The organism is Campylobacter lari subsp. concheus (assembly GCF_008245025.1).
GTDB lineage: Bacteria > Campylobacterota > Campylobacteria > Campylobacterales > Campylobacteraceae > Campylobacter_D > Campylobacter_D concheus.
Map to the genome: position 1 here is coordinate 1,403,383 of NZ_CP043426.1, position 19,529 is coordinate 1,422,911.

Here is a 19,529-nt window from a genome sequence, read left to right on the forward strand (position 1 = left end):
TCTAAAATATTTTGTACAGTAATATCATCTTTTTCTAAGCATGCACGAATATATTGAACATTATCATTAATCACACCAGCCATTTTGCCAATTTCATCATTATATCTAGGCTTCACAACCTCGACTGTTGAGATTTCATGGTTTAAATATTTAAAGAATTTCATCATATGCTCTTGCAATCTTGCAATCCTATTTGTTATTATAGTTTTCATACTAATTCCAAGAACTAACACTATAACAACTATAGCTATTAGCCCGCTTATCAATATAGCATTTCTTAATTCAGAAATAGGGGCATCTATAACTTTTTGTGGTGCAACAGCAAGCATTGACCACAAAATTCCTGTATTAGGCCATACTTCAAAAACCCTTATTGCACCATGATATTTAGAACCATCATCTGCGATATAATCAATACTTGTAACTTGTGGTTTTTGAATTATTTCAATAATATTACTAGCATTTTTATTTACATCAGTTATTTTTTTTGTAACAAAATCTGCATTTGGATGTGTAGCTATAACACCACCATTAGATAATAATATTCTTCTATCACCTTCATATATAGATCTAGAAAAATCATTAAAATCGTTAGCTAATATTTTCATATCAAATATCATACCTAGCACACCTAATACTTTACCGTTTTTATCTACAAGCGGTGTAGCAATATTTGAACCAAATATTTTTTCACCATTAATATTAAACCATCTTGGTTCTCCAAAATATAATTTATCGCCACTCATAATATGTTTAATACCCCTTAAAGATGATAAATCTTCACTTGCTTGTATAGTTTTTACACCCCCAGGTTTTAAAATATCAAAATCCTTCATCAATACCATAAATTCATTATTACTTGTAAAATATTTATTATTATTTAATCCAATATTTTTATAAGTTGATCCATCTTTTAAATAATAATACCCATAAGCAATAGTAGAACTAGCGTCTATAGTCTCACCTAGAATATTTTCTATTCTTTTTTCTGAAATGGTACCCTCTTCAAGCAAAGTATTAAATATTTTTTGTGCTCCAATAGTAGAGATAAAAAATGATTTTATAGCAGCCTCAGCTGAATTTGTATAACGAAAAACTGAAGTAATAAGTGTTTTATTAATCTGTTGAGACAGGGTATTTGTAGATTTTTGTACAATTAAAAAAGATAAACTAGCCAAAATCAAAATAACAGTCGACACTACAATAACAATAACTTTAGTACTAAGTTTTAATTGCTTCCACATTAGACACTCCTTAAGTATAGATAAATAATTTTTGTAATTATAAAAACTTATTATTAAATTAACATAAAAAATTTATTTATTTTTATAAAAATATTAAATAATTATATACATACCAATAAAATACTTATAAATATAATATATTATGGGATACACAAGTAATAAAATTTATTACTTGTATTTAAAATATATTAAAGTTAATAAAATCACTTTGCCCATTTTCACTAATAATGTTAAGAGTATATTTACCTTTTTTTAAATTTAAGGCTAAAGATTCTTCTTTACTTTCAAAGATTAACTCTTGATTTAAATACCAAAAAAGCTTTTCTTTTCTAGGATTTGTAAGCTTTATTAATAGTTTTTGTGAACCCTTTAAATCTTTTGGCAAAATAATATTGAGATTATTTAATGGATAAATAATTTTTAAATTTTGATTAGAACTTTGTAAATTTTGTTTTTCTTTTGCAAAAAATGCTTGTGCATTAGATGGTAAATTTAATACAATCTTTTTCTTTGCGTGGATGAAATTTTCATCTAAAGAATTAACTTCTTTGTTTTTATATATAAAAACTTCTTTTAAAAATGGAGAAATTCTTAAAGCATTTGCACTTTGTGGGTAAAGTACCTCTTTAAAATCAAATTTATAATCATATCTATATCCTGTTTGATTTTCAATTTTGATAGTAACTAAATCACTAGGCTGTTCAAATTCTAAATTAACTCCCTCAAGTAAAGCTAAAAGCTCAAAAAACAACTCTCCTGCTATGCTTACTCCGTATAAATTTGCATTTGCTTCGCCATTAAAATTTCCAACCCATACTCCTAAAGTGTATTTTGGAGAAGTTCCTATAGCCCAAGCATCTTTTCTACCATAACTTGTACCTGTTTTCCAAGAAATAACGGTGTTAAAATCATATTGTCTTAAACCTGCTCTATCTAAATCCTTTAAGGTTTGTAAGGTTAAAAAGCTTGCTCCATCACTAATAAGTTTTTTATCTTTTTTAGTAAATGTATTTTCTTCATATAAAAGTTCTTTGAATTTTCCATAATTTCCAAGTCCTAGATATATTTTTACCATATCTTCTAAGCTAAACTCTTTTGTACCTAAAATCAAAGAAAGTCCGTATTTTTTAAAATTTTCATCTTCATAATTTAAAATATCTTTGAGTTTATAAAAAAACTTCTCATACCCATACTCTGCAAGCAAACTTACAAAAGGAATATTGAGAGATTTTTGCAAAGATTCTTTTGCGCTTATAAAGCCATAGTATTTTTTATTTGCATTTTGTGGTACAAAATTAGAAAAAAATGTAGGCACATCAAGCATTAAAGATTCAGGCACTATAAGCCCTTCATCTATGGCTAAAGCAAAAAGCAGAGGTTTTAAAGTTGAACCCACACTACGCTTTGCTACAACTCCATCAACTTGACCAAAGGTTGTAAAATCATAAAAATCATTAGAACCTATATAAGCTAAAACTTTATTTGTTTTGGTATCTGCTAATAATATAGCTAAATTTTTTATACCCTTTTGATCTAATTTATAAGAATATTCTTTGGCTTTTTCTTCAAATTTGATTTGAATTTTTTTATCTATACTAGAAATGATTTTTTCTTTATCTACTAAAAGTCTACGTGCTAAATGTGGAGCTAAGTTTTTCCTTGTTTTAAATTTAGGAAGTTTTTCAGCCTTTGCAAGAGTTAAAATATCTTTAGAAAAATATCCCTTTTCAAAAAGTCTATCAAGCAAAGCATTGCGTTTTTTTAAAAGCTTATCTTTGTTTTTTTCAAGATTAATTAAACCTGGATTATTAGGAAGCACTGCAAGCAAAGCTGCTTCACTCCAAGTAAGATCTTTTAAATCTTTTTCAAAATAAAACAAACCCGCACTTGCAACACCTACTAAATTTCCTCCATAGGGAGCATTGTTTAAATAAAGCCTTAGAATTTCATCTTTTTCACAAGCACTTTCTAAAGCAAAAGCTTTGATGATTTCATTAAATTTATTAAAATATGTGCGTTTGTTTTGCTCTAGAAGTTTGATTGTTTGCATAGAAATTGTACTTGCACCACTTCTTTTACTTGAAAAAATATTATTTTTAAAAGCTCTTATAAGCGCTAAAAAATCTACTCCATAATGAGAATAAAAATTTTTATCTTCATATAAAAGAACTGCATTTTTTAATTTTTGTGGTATAAACTCACTCTCTAAATGCCATTGTTCATTAGCATCTAAAAATACACTAAGAATTTCTTTGTTTTTATCAAGCAAAACTTTACTATAAGTGCCTTTAAATAAATCCTTGCTATCAAAACTAAAATAAACTAAGCCTATGTAAAAACATAGGCTTAAAAAGCATACTACAAGGCTTATTTTGATTTTCACTGCACTACTTTGACTCTTTTACTCTCACTTAAAACTTTATAAGCATTATCATACATTGCTTCAGCATAAGCTCCACTCAAAGTATAAACACCTGGAGTAACAGCACTTAATTTCACAAAAAATTCTCTTGATTCATCAGAATATAAAGGAAAGAAATACATAATCTTATCATCTCTTATATCGACAAAGTCATAATAAGAATTTTTCACAAAATCAGGAGTTTCATCATTTAAAAGATCATGCACTACCTCCCATCCACTTGGTAAAATTTGAGTTAAAGCTATATTAGAAGCACCTGGATAATTTTTATTTGATATTTTTAATTTCATATAAAAAATTTGAGAACTTTTTATAGTGCTTTCATCTATTTCATTTCCATTTTCATCATAAAAACTTCTTTCTATATACATACGCTGTGCAAAAGGCTCGGCAATACCTTTTTTAATACCCTCTACTCCAAAATGCACATAAGTATCTTCTTTAGCTTCTATCAAAGCGCTACCTTGATTAAACTCAAATTTAGAAAAACTTGTATTGAGCTTTTTACTCTCACCATTAATTTTTAGGTTTACATTAATAGCTTTAGGGTTTTCATCGCTAAAGCTATTTGCCAAAGCATATAAAGCATAGCCTGTGCTTTGAGTACTAAGCCAAGCTTGGCTTTCTAGAGTTTTTTTAATATCATCTAATAATTCATCATTATCTTTACCATAAACTATTTTATACGCATTTGCAATAATAGCCTCATCTCTTAAAAAAGATCCGTAAGTATGAGTATAATTAGCTTTTTCATCAGGCTTTGTGCTTAAATTTTTAGCTATATTTAAAGCTGCCTCATCAAAACCTGCTAATTTATAAGCTGCGCTAAGTTGCCAAAGACTTGCATTATTTAAGCTTTGCAAATAAGCACTATCTTCATAAATAGCATTCATTATGCTTAAATTTGGGTCTTTTGCCAAAGCTAAAAGATATAAAGAATTTATTCTTATTTCTTTATCTGCTTGAGCTTTTAAAATATAGCGTTTTTGATAATCAAGCCATGCTTTAAACATTCCCTCACTCACATAATAGCCTCTTTCTTTAGCCAAAATCATAAACATACCCGCATAATTACTTCCCCAAGCATCAGAATCTTTAAGTCCTTGCCAATAAGCAAAGCCACCGTCAGCGGTTTGAAAATTTGCGTATTTGCTTAACAATACATTGATATTGTTAATATTTTTTTGTTCATTTGCCCCTTGATCAAGTTTTTGTAAAAAAAGTTGTGGTAAAACTGCTGAAGTACTTTGCTCTATACATCCATAAGGATAATTTTGCAAGTATTTTAGTCTATGATTTATGTTTAAAATAGGCTTAGAACTCACACTTAAAAACGCCACTGGATTAATATAATCTTGTGTGATTTTAAACTCCATAGAAGTATTTGCAGGAATTTTAAAAGATTTACCTTCATAAGTAATGGTATTTAATGCCTTTATATCAATTTGTGCATTTTGAGTATAGGTGTAATCTTTTGCATTTAAACTTAACTCTATTTCTTCTACTCCGAGCTTGTTTGAATTTACTTTTGCATTAACATAAATATCTTTTGTTTTTTCATTACCAAAGTCAATTAAAATTTCATCGTTTTCAAAATTTATGAGTGAATTTTTTGTTTTTAGCTTAAGTTTTGCATTTTTTACATCATCATCTACTTTAAATACTTGCACCAAAAGCTTAAACTCATCATCAAGTCTTAAAGCTCTTGGCAAGGTTTCAAGCATCACAGCAGGCGCGCTAACTTGGACATCTTTAGAAATACTGCCAAAACCTGCTAAGTTATTTGCTACCACCATAACTCTAACCGAACCTAAGTATGATGGCATATTAAATTTTAATTTTGCATAACCATTTTCATCACTTTGCACTGGCTTTTGAAACAATACAATAGGCTTAAAGCGTCTTGCTTTTTCATCATTTTTGCTTTTATTTGCTCTACTTTCTAAGAAAACATCACCACCTGTAGTTAATACCTTAGAAGTATTAGAAATATTTTTAGCAATGATTTTATCATAGGTATCATATATGCTCATGTTAAAGCGAATTTTTTGATAAAAATATCCCCAAATATCTGGAGTTTTAAAAGCATTCACATCAAGCAAGCCCTCATCTACAATAGCGACGGTATAAGTATAATTTTGCTTGTTTTTACTTTGAATTTCTACTTCAAAATCTTGTTTTGGCATGATTTTATCTGGCACTTTTAAATCAAGCTCAATTTTACTTTGCTCATCTACTACATTCAAAGGTACTACACCAAAAAGTCTTAAGGCTCTATCATTAGCATATTGATCATAATCTTGAAGTAAAATCACGCTCACATAAACATTTGGCATATATTCTTTAAGAATAGGAATTTCAACTTTTGTAATATCTTCATATGTATTTATCACAAAGCGCTTTAAAACCTTTACATTATTATTTAAAGTAACGATGGCTTTTGCGCCTTTAATACTTTCAAATTCTATAAAAGCTGTTTCATTTGGCTTATATTCTTTTTTATTACTTTTTATTTTTAAAGAACTCACTATATCAGCATTACTTGGCGCACCAAAACTACTAATATAAAAAAACTCTCCTGCGCTTGTTTTACTTTGTACATCTTCAAGCTCTATGAACATTTCACCATGGTATTCTTTTGGATCAAACTCTATTTTAACTGGTCTATCTTTACTTAAAATACTTCCTTGAGTAATGATTTGTGTGTTTTTATCTTTTTTGAGTGATTTTAAAAAATCATCATAATTATCATAATCCCACCACCAAGAATAATCATTCGCATAAATAGTATATTTAATTTCTCTATTTGTTATCAAATTCTCATCTAAATCACTCACAATAGCTTCAAAATTAATTGTAGAACCCGAGCTTAAATAGTGATTTTTTAAACGCTTAATACCCACAAAATACTCATGCAATATTACTTGTGAATTTGCCAGTGCTTCAACCGATCTTGAACCTTTTTCAAAAACCCTAGCCCTTATATTAGCTTCTAAATTATATGGAGTATTTTTTAAAAAGTCATTTAAAGTAAACTCTTGCTTTGTAAAGCCATTTTCATCTAACATACCTTTTAAATTATATTGATATTTTTGCACTAAAACACTAGGGTTTGAAAAAATATATTCTGGATATTTTGAATTTTTATATTCTTTTTTACTTACAAATAAATCAGCTTGATATTGCAAATTACTTGCTGGTGTTCCAAAAAGATATTTTGAGCTAATATTAAAATCTAATTTTTCATTTTCTTTTATACTTTTTGGAGCTTGCATGGATACTTTTATACGATTTGGCACTATATTTTGCACTAAAATTTCTTTATCAAAAATAGCATTTGCAAATTCTACTCTAGCTAAATACACTCCACTTAAAGCTTGTTGATCAAGTGAAATTTTTTTATAAAAAGTTCCATTACTCAAAGGTTCAAGCTTAATTTTGTCCAAAAGCTTTTTATTGCGTGGGTCAAAAAAACTTAAAAATATAGGATGATTAACAGCCCCTTTATCATTTCTTGCAACCATAGTTAAATGGATATCATCACCTGGTCTATAAACCCCTCTTTCTGTGTAAATAAATACTTTATTTTGAGAAGTTAAATCAAAACCATCTACATCAAAACCATCATATAACAAAGGTGAACTTAAACGCAAGATAGAAGCTTGTTTATCTTTTGAAGCAATGATAAATAAAGCTTTTGACTCATCAATATCATCAAAAATAGCCAAACCATTATCATCACTCATTCTAGAAGCTAAAACTTGATTGCTTTTGCTAATAACATCAACCTTAACCCCACCTAAAGCCTTTTGTGTAGTAAAATCTCTCACATCTACAAAAAGCTTTTTATTTAAATTTTGAGCAATTAAAGCTATATCTGAAAAAATTAAGTTCTTGCTTACTTTTGCTTTTTGGTTAAAAAATCTATATTTTTTCCAACTCTCCATTCCCTCATCAAAAACATAATCAACATCCTCTTCTTTAAAATAAAGCTTGACTATAAATACACCGCTTAAATCTTTTAAACCATCTAACACTATCTCGTTTTCTTGCCATTGATTTTTAATATTTTTAATATCAAAGTCTTTTTTTAATACTACTTCACTAGTATAATCACTCTCTGAAAAAATATCACTATCATAATCGCTTAAATTTTTAGCACCTTGAAGATTTTTATATCTTAAATATTCACTTAAATTATTTGAAAATACTTGATAAACTTCCAAATGAACTTTTTTAACATTCATACTCTTAAAAGCTATTTTTTTACTCGCCTTGCTAGATAAAAATACCCCTTGATTTGTAAAACTTATAGCAGGCTCATAGTCTTTTAAGCTTACTTGAGTTTTATAATTTTCTTTTGTACTAATTCCATCAGCACTTTTAATCCCTTGAGCAAGTTGAATTTCATAAGTTTTATTTGGGGAAAAATTACCTGTGAGCTTGATTTTATTTCCAAAAGCTAATGCCTTAAAATCAACTTCTGGGGTAATAAAAATCAATTCTTTTAAATTCTGATCTTGTGAAATATTTTGAGAAAAAAGTAATTCTATGTTTTTATCAACTATATTTGCATTTTGAAAAACAAATTCACTCTTTGCAAGTAAAATATACTCTAAATCTATATTGTTTTCTAAGCCTAAAATATCTTTATCAAAAACTACTTTCACATTAGTATTAGTATTTTTGATACTCAGTACTTTAGAATATATACTTGCTATATCACCTTGGATGATGATTTTATCTATTTGAATTTCTTTTTCTTGTGTAGTAATTTTAATAGCTTTTAACAATTCATCTTTATTAAGAGTATAAAAACTTTGAATATTTAAAAGCAATACGCTCTCATCATTTGAAATATTTTGAAAATATCCTTTAATATCTAGTTTTTCAAAAGGAGTTTGGACTTTTAATTGCACTTTTTCATTTGCTAACATATCATTTAAATCTATAAAAATATCATATGCTTGATTTGCTTTTAAAGCTGTAAAAATATTTAATCTTGTGGGTGTTTCAAGCTCATATTTTACTTTTGTCTTTTGATTATTAACAATAATCTCTCTTTCTTTTATAACACCTATTTCTTGATTGATAATATTAGTATTAAACTCTATAAAAATACTTTGCGTGTTTTCATTAAAACCATAAGCTCTTATAGTAGAACTTTTATCTTCATTTTTAGAACAAGCAAACAATAAACTTGCAAGCAAAAAAGTAAAAAAACAATGTAAAAACCCTCTCATAAACACCTCATTTTAGTAAATTTTTTAAATTATATCTAAATTCACTCTTGCTTCACTCAAAAAATTATATAATTCTTGCATAAAAAATAAAGGAGAAAAAATGAAAAAGAAAATCACTGCATTATTAACAGTTTTAGGTCTTTCAAGTCTTGCTTATGCAGATGGAATTTATGGTGTGATAGTAGATGTAAATGATGGTGCAAAAACTATCTTAATTGACACTACTTACGGTCAAAAAATGAATGTAAAAATTCTACCAAACACTGAAATTGATATGGATGATTGTGGTATTTTTGGTATGGATAAATACGGTACTTTTAAAGATTTAAAAGTAGGAACTTTTATAGAAGCTGAAGTTTTCCATGGCTATGCTCAAACAACACCAAATCCACAAACACCAAACCAAGTTCAAAATATAACTGCCAAAGAAATCAAAATCGAATGCAAAAAAAGAGCTTATTAAATAAAATAACTCCTAAAAAGGAGTTATTTTAATGCGTTTTTTTCTTACACTAGTTTGCATTAGCACTTTTGCATTTGCTTATAAAGTTCAAGGCATCTTAAAAAACACCACAGCTCACACAATAAGCATTCAAACAAGTTTTGACAATAATCTAATCATCACAATTTTACCCCAAACACGTATTTATATTTATGGTTGTGGAATTTTTGGAAGCAATAAAAAACAAGCCAATGTGCAAGATTTAAAAAAAGGAAGCCTTGTTAAAATTAAAGGTAGTAAAAATGGAAGTATTATCATCGCTGAAAAAATTATAGTTGAATGCGATGATCAAAGAAGAGCTTATTAAGATAATAGCTCTTCTTTGTCTTCTTTATTGATTTTTTCTATATAAAGACTTTGCGAAGGAAAAGCAAAGCTAAGTTTATTTCTTTCAACAATTTTCATTAACTCAAGCAAAATACTTTGTCTTGCCTCTCTAAAACCACCTGCATCTACTGCTTTGGTATAAAAATACACTTCTATATCAATAGAACTTGCACCAAAACCACTCACAGCTACATAAGTGTTATTTTTATACCCTTCTAAGTCATTTACTGAAACTAAATTTTGTCTGTATCTAGCACGCGTTCCGCCATGATTTAACGCACTATCATCAACTTGGGCTATCAAAGGACTAGTAGCTAATAAATATCTTATATCTTCTACGCATTGTTCAAGTTGCTCAGGTCTTGCATCATAAGTGACACCGATAAATAATTTTACATGGCGTCCTATTTTTCTTTTGCTCCAATTTTTTATATTTGTTCCCATGATGGTTGAGTTTGGTAAAAATACTAAAGAATTATCAAAAGTTCTGATGGTTGTTTTTCTAAGTCCAATTTCTACTATAGTTCCTTCTATGCCTGAAATTTCCACCCAATCACCTTGATTAAAACTATTATCAAAAAGCAAAAGCACAGAAGCAAAGAAATTTGCGATAATATCTTTAGCTGCTAATGCCACAGCCAAACCACCAATACCTAAAGATGCAATCAATGCTGAAATATTAAATCCTAAGTGCGACAAAACAAATAAAGCAGCTATTACTATAATGATAAAATATAAAATTTTAATGATTAAATTAACCACTTCGCGTTTGCCACTTTTTTCAGCAAGCTTTGCAACAACCACCATGCCATAACTATCAAAGATATTTATCACAAGCCAAGCAGTTAAAATAACATAAGCAATAGATAAAATATTGCTAATTCTTATATCTACAGGTGCAGGATAGTAAAAAATAGTAAAACAAATTCCTATAGCATAAGCAAATAAAAACCAACCCACTGGCCTTTGAAGTTTTTCTAGAAAATGAGTTTTTATCTCCATATTAGTTGAATTTTTTCCAAATAAACGTATAAGTATAAAATATAAAATCTTTGCCAGATAAAATTTCAAAGAATAAAAAAAGATAATTACAATAATAGAAATAGTTACTTTTCCAACATTTACACTACCAATAGAAGCTCGCTCATTAATATAATTAATCGCATTTTGTAGACCCAAACCTGTAAATAAAAAATTAGTTTCAAGCAAGCTAGCATTGTTTCTTAGATAAACTAGAATTTCATTATAAGATTTAATAGTGTTTCTTAGATTATTTTCATTGACTTCTAAGGTTCTAAGCTGAATAATATCATTAATTTTTTCTTTATCTAAAGTAAAATTAAACACTATATCTTCTTTAAGCGAATCAATACTTTTGTCGATAATACTTCTTATAGTCTGACTTTGAGCTCCTTTGATAAAAACTTTTTCCAATTCAAACATACACAAGTAAAAATGTTCAGCAGAGGTTAAATTTAAAAGTTTAATTTTATTATCCACATAATCATAATATCTTTTTTTAGCTTGAGCATTTTCAACATTTTTTTGCAAAGCATTTTTAGTTTGTAAAAAATCTCTTGCTTCCTTATCATCAATTTTTTGAGATACCATTTTTAAAGGCAAAGTAGTTAAAATTGTAGCTTTTTGTTTTTCTATTTCTTTTATATTGTCTTGAAATTCACTGCTGTTTGTATCACTATTTTTAAAGCTTTCCAAAAGCAAATTCAGCTCTATGTAATTTTGCACTAGGGCAAAAATGCTATTTTTATCCTCTAAAGCGTTTTTTTCTTGTGCATATAAAGCATTAACAAATAAAAAAAGCAAAATAATACTAAAAATCTTTTTCATGACTTTCTCACCCTCTCTTGAATTAAAACAAAATTTTCAAAATTAAAATCATATTCATAAATTTCACCTGTTTCTATGATGTAATACCAAGCATGGAGTTCAATTTCTTTTTTATTTAAAGCTTTTTCTATACCTGGATAAGTTAATAAATTTTGCAAAGAATTTACCAAATTCATTTTTTCAGTCATCCAAGCACGCATAGCTAAATCACTACCTGCAATTTTTAAAACCTTATTTTTTATAGGCTCAAGCAAGGTGAGCCATTTTTTAACATTAGGCATATTTTTTAAATCATTTTCATTTGCATATAAAGCCGCACAGCCTCCGCAATTACTATGACCACAAACTATAATATTTTTTATATGTAAAGAATTAAAAGCATATTCAATAGCTGAAGTAGTTGCTAAAAAATCATCCCCTACTCTATAAGGCGGAACGATATTGCCTATATTTCTTACGACAAAAAGCTCACCTGGACCTGTATTAGTAATTAAATTGGGTATCACTCTTGAATCAGCACAACCTATAAAAAGCGTATGAGGATTTTGCTTGTTTTTTAAACTTTCAAAAAGCTCTGCATGCTCTTTGAAATCTTCTTGCATAAATTTTAAAGCACCATCAATCAAGTCTTTCAAAAATAGTCCTTTTTTATATTTTGACAAGACATTATACTAAAATTATTTCTACTTAAACCAAATCAATAAATTTATTTTTTGTTATATTTTTATGTAGTTTTAATCTTTCATTTATCTTTTTTTTGTAAATTTTGTTTTTAAAAATTATTGGAGGATTTTAATGAGTCTTTATGATAGAGATTATTCTAACTCTAAAACTCAAGAATTTGAAGGTTATGCTAGAAGTGATTTAAGCATTTTTATAAAACAAACTTATCAGCTTTTTGCTGCTTCATTATTAGCTGCAACAGCGGGTGCTTACATAGGAATTTTTGCCCTAGCACATTTATTTGCACAATCTCAAGCAACTTTTTGGATTTTATTTATCGTTGAAATTGGTTTATTGTTTGCATTACAATGGAAAAAAAGAGAAGCTCCACTTAATTTAATTTTACTTTTTGCCTTTACTTTTGTTTCAGGGCTTACTTTAACACCACTTTTATATTCAGTTTTAGCACTTCCTGCAGGGGCTAGTATCATCGCTCAAGCTTTTGCTTTAACAACAGTATCTTTTGGTGCTTTAAGCGTATTTGCTATGAATACAAAAAGAGATTTTACTATGATGGGAAAAATGCTTTTTATAGCTTTAATTGTTATCGTAGTAGCTTCTTTAATTAATCTATTTTTCCAAAGCTCACTTGTAAGCTTAGCTATTTCTGGTATTGGTGCGATTTTATTTTCTTTTTACATTCTTTATGATACTCAAAACATCATTAGAGGAAATTATGAAACACCAATCGAAGGTGCAGTTGCACTTTATCTTGATTTTATCAACCTTTTCATCTCTCTTCTTAATATTTTAAGAAGCTTTAATAGTAGATAAAAATTTGCGAGTTTTTTTCTCGCAAATTTTCTTTACTTCTTTCAAGTTTTTATCAAACTTTTTAAGTTAAAATACTCGTTTTATTTTCAATAAGGAAAATTCATGACTACTCTTTTAATTATTTTGCAATTTGCAATTGTTGTGATTATTTGTATTGCGGTTTTATTACAAAAAAGTTCAAGCATAGGACTTGGAGCCTATAGCGGAAGTAATGAAAGTTTGTTTGGAGCAAAGGGTCCTGCGGGATTTTTAGCTAAATTTACTTTTGTAATGGGTGTTTTGCTTATTGCTAATACAATTGCTCTTAGCTATATGTATAATAATGCTAATTCTAACTCACTTGCTGAAAAAGCAGAACAAATTTTACCAAAAGCACCTGAAACAAACACAACTAACATTCCAGTTGCACCAAGCGCCCCAATTAGCGAAAGCAACACTAGCAAATAAAAAGGATAACCATGCTAAATGAAATTTATACCAAGCAAAAACAACAATCAGATAAAAGCTTAGAGGCTTTAAAAAAAGATTTTACCACCATAAGAACTGGTAAAGTAAATATTAACATACTTGATCATATTCATGTTGATTATTATGGTAGTGCAACCCCACTTAATCAAGTAGCAACAGTTTTAGCAACCGATGCTTCAACTATTAGCATTACTCCTTGGGAAAAATCAATGTTAAAAACTATAGAAAGTGCTATAGCTGCAGCAAACATAGGAGTAAATCCAAATAATGATGGTGAAAGTGTAAAATTATTCTTTCCACCTATGACAAGAGAACAAAGAGAAGAAAATGCTAAAAATGCCAAAGCTATGGGAGAAAAAGCTAAAGTAGCCATTAGAAATATTAGAAAAGACGCAAATGATGCGGTTAAAAAGTTAGAAAAAGATAAAGCAATTTCAGAAGATGAAGCTAAAAAAGCTTATGATGAGGTTCAAAAACAAACTGATAATTACACAGCAAAAGTAGATGAATTAGTTAAAAATAAAGAAGCAGAACTTTTAAAGGTTTGATAATGAACTTAGAACAAATTTATAAAGATTGTGGGGCATACCTACAAGGGCATTTCTTGCTTAGCTCAGGGAAACACTCTGAGTTTTACCTTCAAAGTGCTAAAGTTTTAGAAAATCCAAAACTAGCAGGTGAGCTTTGCGAAGAGCTTGCAAAAGTTATTGCTAGTTTTAACATTGAATTTGATAGCATTTGTTCTCCTGCTTTGGGTGGAATTTTAGCAGGTTATGAGCTTGCTAGAGCTTGCAACAAACGCTTTATTTTCACTGAGCGCGTAGAAGGAATGATGAATCTTAGACGTGGTTTTGAAGTAAAAAAAGGTGAAAAATTTATCGTTTGCGAAGATATTATTACAACAGGTGGTTCTGCGCTTGAGAGTGCAAAAATCATCGAGAGCTTAGGTGGAGAAGTAGTAGGCTTTGCAGCTTTAGCAAATCGTGGGTTTTGTGCGGTAAAAAATTTAAACAATCCAAGAAAAGAAAATGCAAAACTGCCTGAAAATTTACCACTTTTTGCACTAGGAAATTTCGAATTTGACATTTATGAAGCAAATGCTTGTCCACTTTGTGAAAAAGGCACCAAAGCTATCAAACCTGGTAGTCGTGGAAACTAATGAAAACTAAAGCAAAAATAGCTACTCGCTTTTTAAGATTTAAAGCTTTTTTGATTGATCTGTTTTTGCTTTATGTGCCTATTTTGTATTTATTTTATTTTACACTTGGCTCTAAAGAAGCTTTTTTAAACAATCAATTTATAATTTTTTTATGTCCTTTAATTTTTGGGCTTTTACAAGCCTTATTTTTATCAAAAAAAGCTCAAAGTCCTGGGCTTAAAGCTTATGATTTATATTTAATTGATCTTAAAAATGGTCAAAAACTTAATTTTTTTAGAATACTCTTGCGCTATATGATTTTTATCGTAAGTTTTGGTTTATTGATTGGGTTTTTGGTAAGTTTTTTAAGAAAAGATACTTTGGCTTTGCATGATATTTTAAGCCAAAGCGTTATTGTAACAAAGGTAGAAAAATGAATAGAAAAAGAATTTACAATCCAAAATCAAATGAAACTTTAAATGATAGAAAAGTATTTAATGGTAATCCTCATGGTATTTTAAATTTTACTAAAGCAAAATACACTTGGGCTTTAAAGCTTTGGGATTTAATGGAGGCAAATACTTGGTTTCCAAAAGAAGTAGATACAACCAAAGATGCACTTGATTATCGCTGCAATCTAACCGTGGCAGAAAAAAGAATGTATGATTTAGTTTGGTCTCAACTTATCTCAATGGATAGTTTTCAAACAAATAATCTTGCTGACAATATCAATCCTTATATCACAGCACCTGAAATCAATGCTGTTTTAGCAAGACAAGCTTATGAAGAAGCAAATCACTCAAAATCTTATGCAGTAATGGTTGAAGCAATCTGTGAAAATACAGACTTAATTTATGAAATGGAAAAACATGATGAAACTTTAAGAGAAAAAAATGATTTCATTTCAAGCATTTATGAAGAATTAGCTGGTGAAGTAGATGATAATAAACTCTTACTTGCAATGGTAGCAAATCAAATCTTAGAAGGGGTGTATTTTTACAGTGGTTTTACTGCTATTTATGCTTTAGCACGCGCAGGGAAAATGCTAGGATCAGCACAAATGATACGCTTTATACAAAGAGATGAGATTACACATTTGCTATTATTTCAAAATATGATTAATTCTGTGCGCAAAGAAAGACCCGATTTGTTTAGTGATACCAATGTAAGTAAAATCTATGATATGTTTAAAAAAGCAGGTGAACTTGAAATTAAATGGGGTAAATACATCACTCAAAATCAAATCATGGGCTTTACAGATGATATTATAGAAGAATACATTCATTATCTTGTTGATCAAAGACTAGTTGCTATCAATCTTGATAAAATATACAATGCAAAACATCCTATTAAATGGGTGGATGATTTTTCTAAATTTAATGATCAAAAGAGTAATTTCTTTGAAAGCAAGGTTACAAATTACTCCAAAGGAAGCTTAAGTTTTGATGACTTCTAAGTCTCAAAACTACTCGTTTTTTTATACTTTTTAAATCAAATCTCTTTTTTAGTTTAATATTTTATTTTTATTTATTCTAATATAGTAAAATCGGCGGTTTTTATTTTATTTCAAAGGGGAAATGATGGAGTTTTTAGAACTTTTGTTAATCTTTATCGCCATAGTCCTCATGATAGTTAAACCAGAAAAAGAAAAATTAGCTTTTTCTATACTTGTAATTTCATGGGCTATTATGGTATTTGACTATTTAGGTCGTAAATCAGGCGCAATCTTAGGCCTAATGAATCTATAAGGTGGCAAATATGTGTGATATTAACAAAACTAAATTCTTTTACTTTTTAATGTGCTTAGCAGGCTTTTTGGTTATTTTATTGCCTGTTGGAATTGCAAATTTAATCTTTGGCTATATGCTAGGTGATAGCCCTTGTACTTCTTGCTGGGGTCAAAGAGAATCAATGATTTTCATCGGTGTAGCAGCTTTATTTGTTGTACGCTATGGTATGAAAGGTAAATTTTTAGCTTTCCTTTTAATCGCAACAGCTTTTGGTTTATGGCAATCATTTAATCATATAAGTGGCCATGCACACCGTGATCTTGATCAAGGTTTTGGCTTGCCTATTTTTGGTTTACATACTTATTTTTGGGCTGAAGTGGTATTTTGGGCAGTAGTTTTACTACTTGGTGTTATTTTTACCTTTGCTCCAAAATTTGGTTCTTTTGAAAAAGAAATGGAAGGAGCTAGCTTTAGAAAATTAACTAAATTTAATCTAGCTGCTATGGTTATTGTTGCTTTTATCGTAGCTTCAAATGTATTTCAAGCTTTCGTAAGCACTGGTCCTGTTCCATATAGTGGACAAGGCGATCCGGTTCGTTTTAGTTTAAATCCAAAATACATCATTTGGGATGATTCGGGTTGGAGCAAAAGCTGGAAAAGCTTTTCTTTCTTAGGAAAACGCGATGTTAAAGAACCTGACTTTGCTTTTGCGCCTGCTAGTGAAAAACTAGGTGTTCAATTTGATAATAATATTAGCAATGCTCCATTTGCAAGTATTGATGAGAATCTAAATATAACAAACGAAACAAAAATTGATTTTCCTAAAGCTATCAATACGCTTGATTATATCAATGGAGAATATGTTGCAAGTTCAAAATGGGAAGTATTTTTCCTAGATAATAATTTTAGCACTAAAGTTGATTTTGTTTTAGATCCATATTTTTCAGCTACAATCAACCCTATCGTAGGAATTATCCCTTATCTAGATAATAAATATATCTTAATGGGTTCTAATAAAACTTTCTTAAGATTTGCTCAAAATCCTAATGCAGATGAGACTTTACAATATGCTGATTTTATGAAAGGGGCAAATAATTTCGAAGGTCAAGGCAAAGATCTTGGTCGTGGTAGAATTGATACAGTTAGAGCTAAATTCCATCATATCTTAAGCGCAACTACTGATGGAAAATATATGTACACAGCAACCGTTCCAAATAATAAAGACGCTAAAACTTTTGTAATTTCTAAAATTTCTTTAGCAGATAGAGTTCTTTCAGCTGAATTTACTCCTAAAGCTGATCTAAAAGAAGGGAAAACTTTAGGTGATCTTTATGTAACTTCAATGGCATTTAAAGATGGTAAAATTTATGCATTAAGCAAAAAGCATAATGTTATTGCTGTAATTGATCTAGATAAAGAAGAAGTTGTAAAAACCATTTCTTATCCAGAAAATATAACTAATGCAAGAAGCTTATTCTTTAAAGATGGCAAAATGCATATCTTATCTTATCAAGATGGATCAAACATCCTTTATACACTTGATTAATCTTAAGGCGTTTTACGCCTTAAGGATTTTAAAGCTAGATAAATAAAATTTAAGATAAAATAACACTTTTTATCAAGGGGTGCTTATTGATTCATATATTTGAACAAAAACAATGTCAAACCATGGCAGAGGAAATTCGTAAAAATACTTTCATCAATGAAGAATTATTTGAAGCTTTTTGTTCCACTCCAAGAGAAATTTTTTCACCTTTAAAAATGCATGCTTATAGACTTGATGCGCTTCCTTTAATGGGTAACCAATGGATAAGCTCGCCTTTAACCGTAGCCAAAATGACTATGGCACTTGATTTTAAAGATGCTGATAGTGTTTTAGAAATAGGTTGTGGTAGCGGGTATCAAGCTGCAATTTTAAGCAAACTCATTAGAAGAGTTTTTACCATAGAGCGCATTGAAAAACTTGCAATTAGTGCTATAGAAAAATTTAAAAAACTAAACTATACCAATATCCATGTAAAATTTGATGATGGACAAAATGGTTGGAAAAATTATGCACCTTATGATAGAATTTTACTCTCAGCTTATATAGAGCATATTCCAAATGTATTATTTGATCAACTTGAAAACAATGGAATTTTAGTAGCTCCTTTACTCATAGGAAATCAACAATTTATCACTAAATTTACCAAAAAAGATGGCGAGATTAGTAAAGAAGTTTTAGATGAATGTCTTTTTGTGCCCATCAAAGACGGTAAAGAATAATCCTACTAATTTTTAGGATAAATATTTAATTTTAATATAATTATTTTTAAACATAAGCTTTTTATAGGGGATATTTTTTTATAATTATATTAAAAAGGAATATTATGAGCTTTAAAAAAATACTTTTTGGTTTATTTACCACTAGCATGCTTTTTGCCTACGAGCAAATACCTCAAAATACCTCGCATGGAAATTTTATAGACAAAGATAAATGGAAAAATTTAGATAAAAACTGGATTTATTGTGAAAGTGGATTAAATCAAGATTTTATTAATATAAACAGCAAAAAAGCTACAAGCAAAAATCATCCTTTAGAATTTAACTATTCAAATGACTCTTTTGGTTTAATGAATGATGGTTATACTATAAAAATGCATTTTGCAAGTAATGGAAGCCATATCATACTAGATAATACAGCTTATAATTTATCTCATTTTCACTTTCATAGCCCATCAAAAATTTCTATTAATAAAAAATCTTATCCTTTAGAAATTCATTTTAGCCATGTAAGTCAAAAAGGTGATATAACAGTGGTTGTGCTGTTTTTACAAGAAGGTGTGGAAAATCCTTTTATTAAAAAAATCATCCGTGCTTTTCCTAGAAAAGAAGGCGATAAACTTTATGTTCAAGGCTTAAGCGCCAATGAGTTATTACCAAATAATCTTCAATCTTTTTATATCTTTAAAAATAAACTCAACAAGCCTTGTAATCAAAAAATCACTTGGATAGTTTTAAAAGATATAAGCTATGCCTCTAAAGAGCAAATCCAAATCATACAAAATTTAATGGGAAAAAATGAGAATTTAAAAATACAAGAAATTAATAATCTAGAACAAAATGATTAA

At 28.8% G+C, this 19,529-nt stretch carries 16 protein-coding genes and 1 pseudogene; 12 read left to right on the forward strand and 5 right to left on the reverse strand.

Translation table 11 applies throughout. The annotated features are described in order from the left end of the window. Nucleotides 1-605 precede the first annotated feature (605 nt). From CLCT_RS07875 to CLCT_RS07275, 3 genes and pseudogenes are all read right to left on the reverse strand, one after another. Nucleotides 606-1,244, reverse strand: a pseudogene (locus tag CLCT_RS07875) (PDC sensor domain-containing protein); the annotation flags it as partial. A 178-nt stretch (nucleotides 1,245-1,422) separates the two neighbouring features. After that, complete coding sequence (gene pbpC, locus CLCT_RS07270) at nucleotides 1,423-3,627, reverse strand: penicillin-binding protein 1C (protein WP_149062723.1); 2,205 nt, start codon at nucleotides 3,625-3,627, stop codon at nucleotides 1,423-1,425. Further along, nucleotides 3,624-8,909 carry an alpha-2-macroglobulin family protein gene (locus CLCT_RS07275; protein WP_149062724.1) on the reverse strand — a complete coding sequence of 1,762 codons (5,286 nt, stop codon included), beginning with the start codon at nucleotides 8,907-8,909 and terminating at the stop codon, nucleotides 3,624-3,626. Before CLCT_RS07275 ends, pbpC begins: the two co-directional genes overlap by 4 nt. Nucleotides 8,910-9,009: 100 nt before the next feature. Between CLCT_RS07275 and CLCT_RS07280 the strand changes: the two genes are divergently transcribed. Further along, nucleotides 9,010-9,372 (forward strand): hypothetical protein, encoded by a 363-nt coding sequence (locus tag CLCT_RS07280; RefSeq protein WP_149062725.1) that lies wholly within the window; start codon nucleotides 9,010-9,012, stop codon nucleotides 9,370-9,372. A gap of 31 nt (nucleotides 9,373-9,403) precedes the next feature. After that, entirely contained in the window at nucleotides 9,404-9,718 is a 315-nt protein-coding gene (locus tag CLCT_RS07285; protein WP_149062726.1) for a hypothetical protein, read from the forward strand. On the opposite strand, the gene CLCT_RS07290 is transcribed toward CLCT_RS07285, so the two are convergent. Next, nucleotides 9,715-11,586, reverse strand: a complete 1,872-nt coding sequence (locus CLCT_RS07290; protein WP_149062727.1) for a mechanosensitive ion channel family protein — start codon at nucleotides 11,584-11,586, stop codon at nucleotides 9,715-9,717. The two genes, CLCT_RS07285 and CLCT_RS07290, sit on opposite strands and share 4 nt — an antisense overlap. Beyond that, a complete protein-coding gene (locus CLCT_RS07295) occupies nucleotides 11,583-12,221 on the reverse strand; it encodes a carbonic anhydrase beta (protein ID WP_039668939.1) in 639 nt (212 codons plus the stop codon). The genes CLCT_RS07290 and CLCT_RS07295 overlap by 4 nt, the downstream gene beginning before the upstream one ends. A gap of 160 nt (nucleotides 12,222-12,381) precedes the next feature. Here CLCT_RS07295 and CLCT_RS07300 point away from each other — a divergent pair, with 160 nt between their 5' ends. The 10 genes from CLCT_RS07300 (at nucleotide 12,382) to CLCT_RS07345 (ending at nucleotide 19,529) form a co-directional block, all read left to right on the forward strand. Continuing rightward, a complete protein-coding gene (locus tag CLCT_RS07300; protein ID WP_039668940.1) occupies nucleotides 12,382-13,083 on the forward strand; it encodes a Bax inhibitor-1/YccA family protein in 702 nt (233 codons plus the stop codon). Nucleotides 13,084-13,185: 102 nt separating this feature from the next. After that, nucleotides 13,186-13,530, forward strand: coding sequence for a preprotein translocase subunit SecG (gene secG / locus CLCT_RS07305; RefSeq protein WP_012662194.1), 345 nt, complete (start codon nucleotides 13,186-13,188; stop codon nucleotides 13,528-13,530). An 11-nt stretch (nucleotides 13,531-13,541) separates the two neighbouring features. Further along, nucleotides 13,542-14,099: a ribosome recycling factor gene (gene frr / locus CLCT_RS07310; RefSeq protein WP_149062728.1), complete on the forward strand. Its 558-nt coding sequence runs from the start codon at nucleotides 13,542-13,544 to the stop codon at nucleotides 14,097-14,099. Nucleotides 14,100-14,101: 2 nt separating this feature from the next. Continuing rightward, entirely contained in the window at nucleotides 14,102-14,710 is a 609-nt protein-coding gene (pyrE, locus tag CLCT_RS07315) for an orotate phosphoribosyltransferase (RefSeq protein WP_039668942.1), read from the forward strand. Then, entirely contained in the window at nucleotides 14,710-15,126 is a 417-nt protein-coding gene (locus CLCT_RS07320) for an RDD family protein (protein WP_149062729.1), read from the forward strand. The genes pyrE and CLCT_RS07320 overlap by 1 nt, the downstream gene beginning before the upstream one ends. Beyond that, complete coding sequence (locus tag CLCT_RS07325; RefSeq protein WP_039668944.1) at nucleotides 15,123-16,145, forward strand: aerobic ribonucleoside-diphosphate reductase Ia, B2 protein subunit NrdB; 1,023 nt, start codon at nucleotides 15,123-15,125, stop codon at nucleotides 16,143-16,145. The genes CLCT_RS07320 and CLCT_RS07325 overlap by 4 nt, the downstream gene beginning before the upstream one ends. Before the next feature lie 124 nt (nucleotides 16,146-16,269). Beyond that, nucleotides 16,270-16,437, forward strand: coding sequence for a disulfide bond formation protein Dba (gene dba / locus CLCT_RS07330; RefSeq protein WP_039619427.1), 168 nt, complete (start codon nucleotides 16,270-16,272; stop codon nucleotides 16,435-16,437). A 10-nt stretch (nucleotides 16,438-16,447) separates the two neighbouring features. Beyond that, nucleotides 16,448-17,965 carry a disulfide bond formation protein DsbI gene (gene dsbI, locus CLCT_RS07335; RefSeq protein ID WP_149062730.1) on the forward strand — a complete coding sequence of 506 codons (1,518 nt, stop codon included), beginning with the start codon at nucleotides 16,448-16,450 and terminating at the stop codon, nucleotides 17,963-17,965. An 89-nt stretch (nucleotides 17,966-18,054) separates the two neighbouring features. After that, nucleotides 18,055-18,684 carry a protein-L-isoaspartate(D-aspartate) O-methyltransferase gene (locus CLCT_RS07340; RefSeq protein WP_039669093.1) on the forward strand — a complete coding sequence of 210 codons (630 nt, stop codon included), beginning with the start codon at nucleotides 18,055-18,057 and terminating at the stop codon, nucleotides 18,682-18,684. A 104-nt stretch (nucleotides 18,685-18,788) separates the two neighbouring features. After that, nucleotides 18,789-19,529, forward strand: coding sequence for a carbonic anhydrase alpha (locus CLCT_RS07345; protein WP_039668946.1), 741 nt, complete (start codon nucleotides 18,789-18,791; stop codon nucleotides 19,527-19,529).

What these genes read in the sequence shown, in the direction of transcription:
- CLCT_RS07275 (WP_149062724.1), bottom strand. Translation starts at nt 8,909, where the DNA reads ATGAGAGGGTTTTTACATTGTTTTTTTACTTTTTTGCTTGCAAGTTTA.
- CLCT_RS07280 (WP_149062725.1), top strand. Translation starts at nt 9,010, where the DNA reads ATGAAAAAGAAAATCACTGCATTATTAACAGTTTTAGGTCTTTCAAGT.
- CLCT_RS07285 (WP_149062726.1), top strand. Translation starts at nt 9,404, where the DNA reads ATGCGTTTTTTTCTTACACTAGTTTGCATTAGCACTTTTGCATTTGCT.
- CLCT_RS07290 (WP_149062727.1), bottom strand. Translation starts at nt 11,586, where the DNA reads ATGAAAAAGATTTTTAGTATTATTTTGCTTTTTTTATTTGTTAATGCT.
- CLCT_RS07300 (WP_039668940.1), top strand. Translation starts at nt 12,382, where the DNA reads ATGAGTCTTTATGATAGAGATTATTCTAACTCTAAAACTCAAGAATTT.
- secG (WP_012662194.1), top strand. Translation starts at nt 13,186, where the DNA reads ATGACTACTCTTTTAATTATTTTGCAATTTGCAATTGTTGTGATTATT.
- frr (WP_149062728.1), top strand. Translation starts at nt 13,542, where the DNA reads ATGCTAAATGAAATTTATACCAAGCAAAAACAACAATCAGATAAAAGC.
- pyrE (WP_039668942.1), top strand. Translation starts at nt 14,102, where the DNA reads ATGAACTTAGAACAAATTTATAAAGATTGTGGGGCATACCTACAAGGG.
- CLCT_RS07320 (WP_149062729.1), top strand. Translation starts at nt 14,710, where the DNA reads ATGAAAACTAAAGCAAAAATAGCTACTCGCTTTTTAAGATTTAAAGCT.
- CLCT_RS07325 (WP_039668944.1), top strand. Translation starts at nt 15,123, where the DNA reads ATGAATAGAAAAAGAATTTACAATCCAAAATCAAATGAAACTTTAAAT.
- dba (WP_039619427.1), top strand. Translation starts at nt 16,270, where the DNA reads ATGGAGTTTTTAGAACTTTTGTTAATCTTTATCGCCATAGTCCTCATG.
- dsbI (WP_149062730.1), top strand. Translation starts at nt 16,448, where the DNA reads ATGTGTGATATTAACAAAACTAAATTCTTTTACTTTTTAATGTGCTTA.
- CLCT_RS07345 (WP_039668946.1), top strand. Translation starts at nt 18,789, where the DNA reads ATGAGCTTTAAAAAAATACTTTTTGGTTTATTTACCACTAGCATGCTT.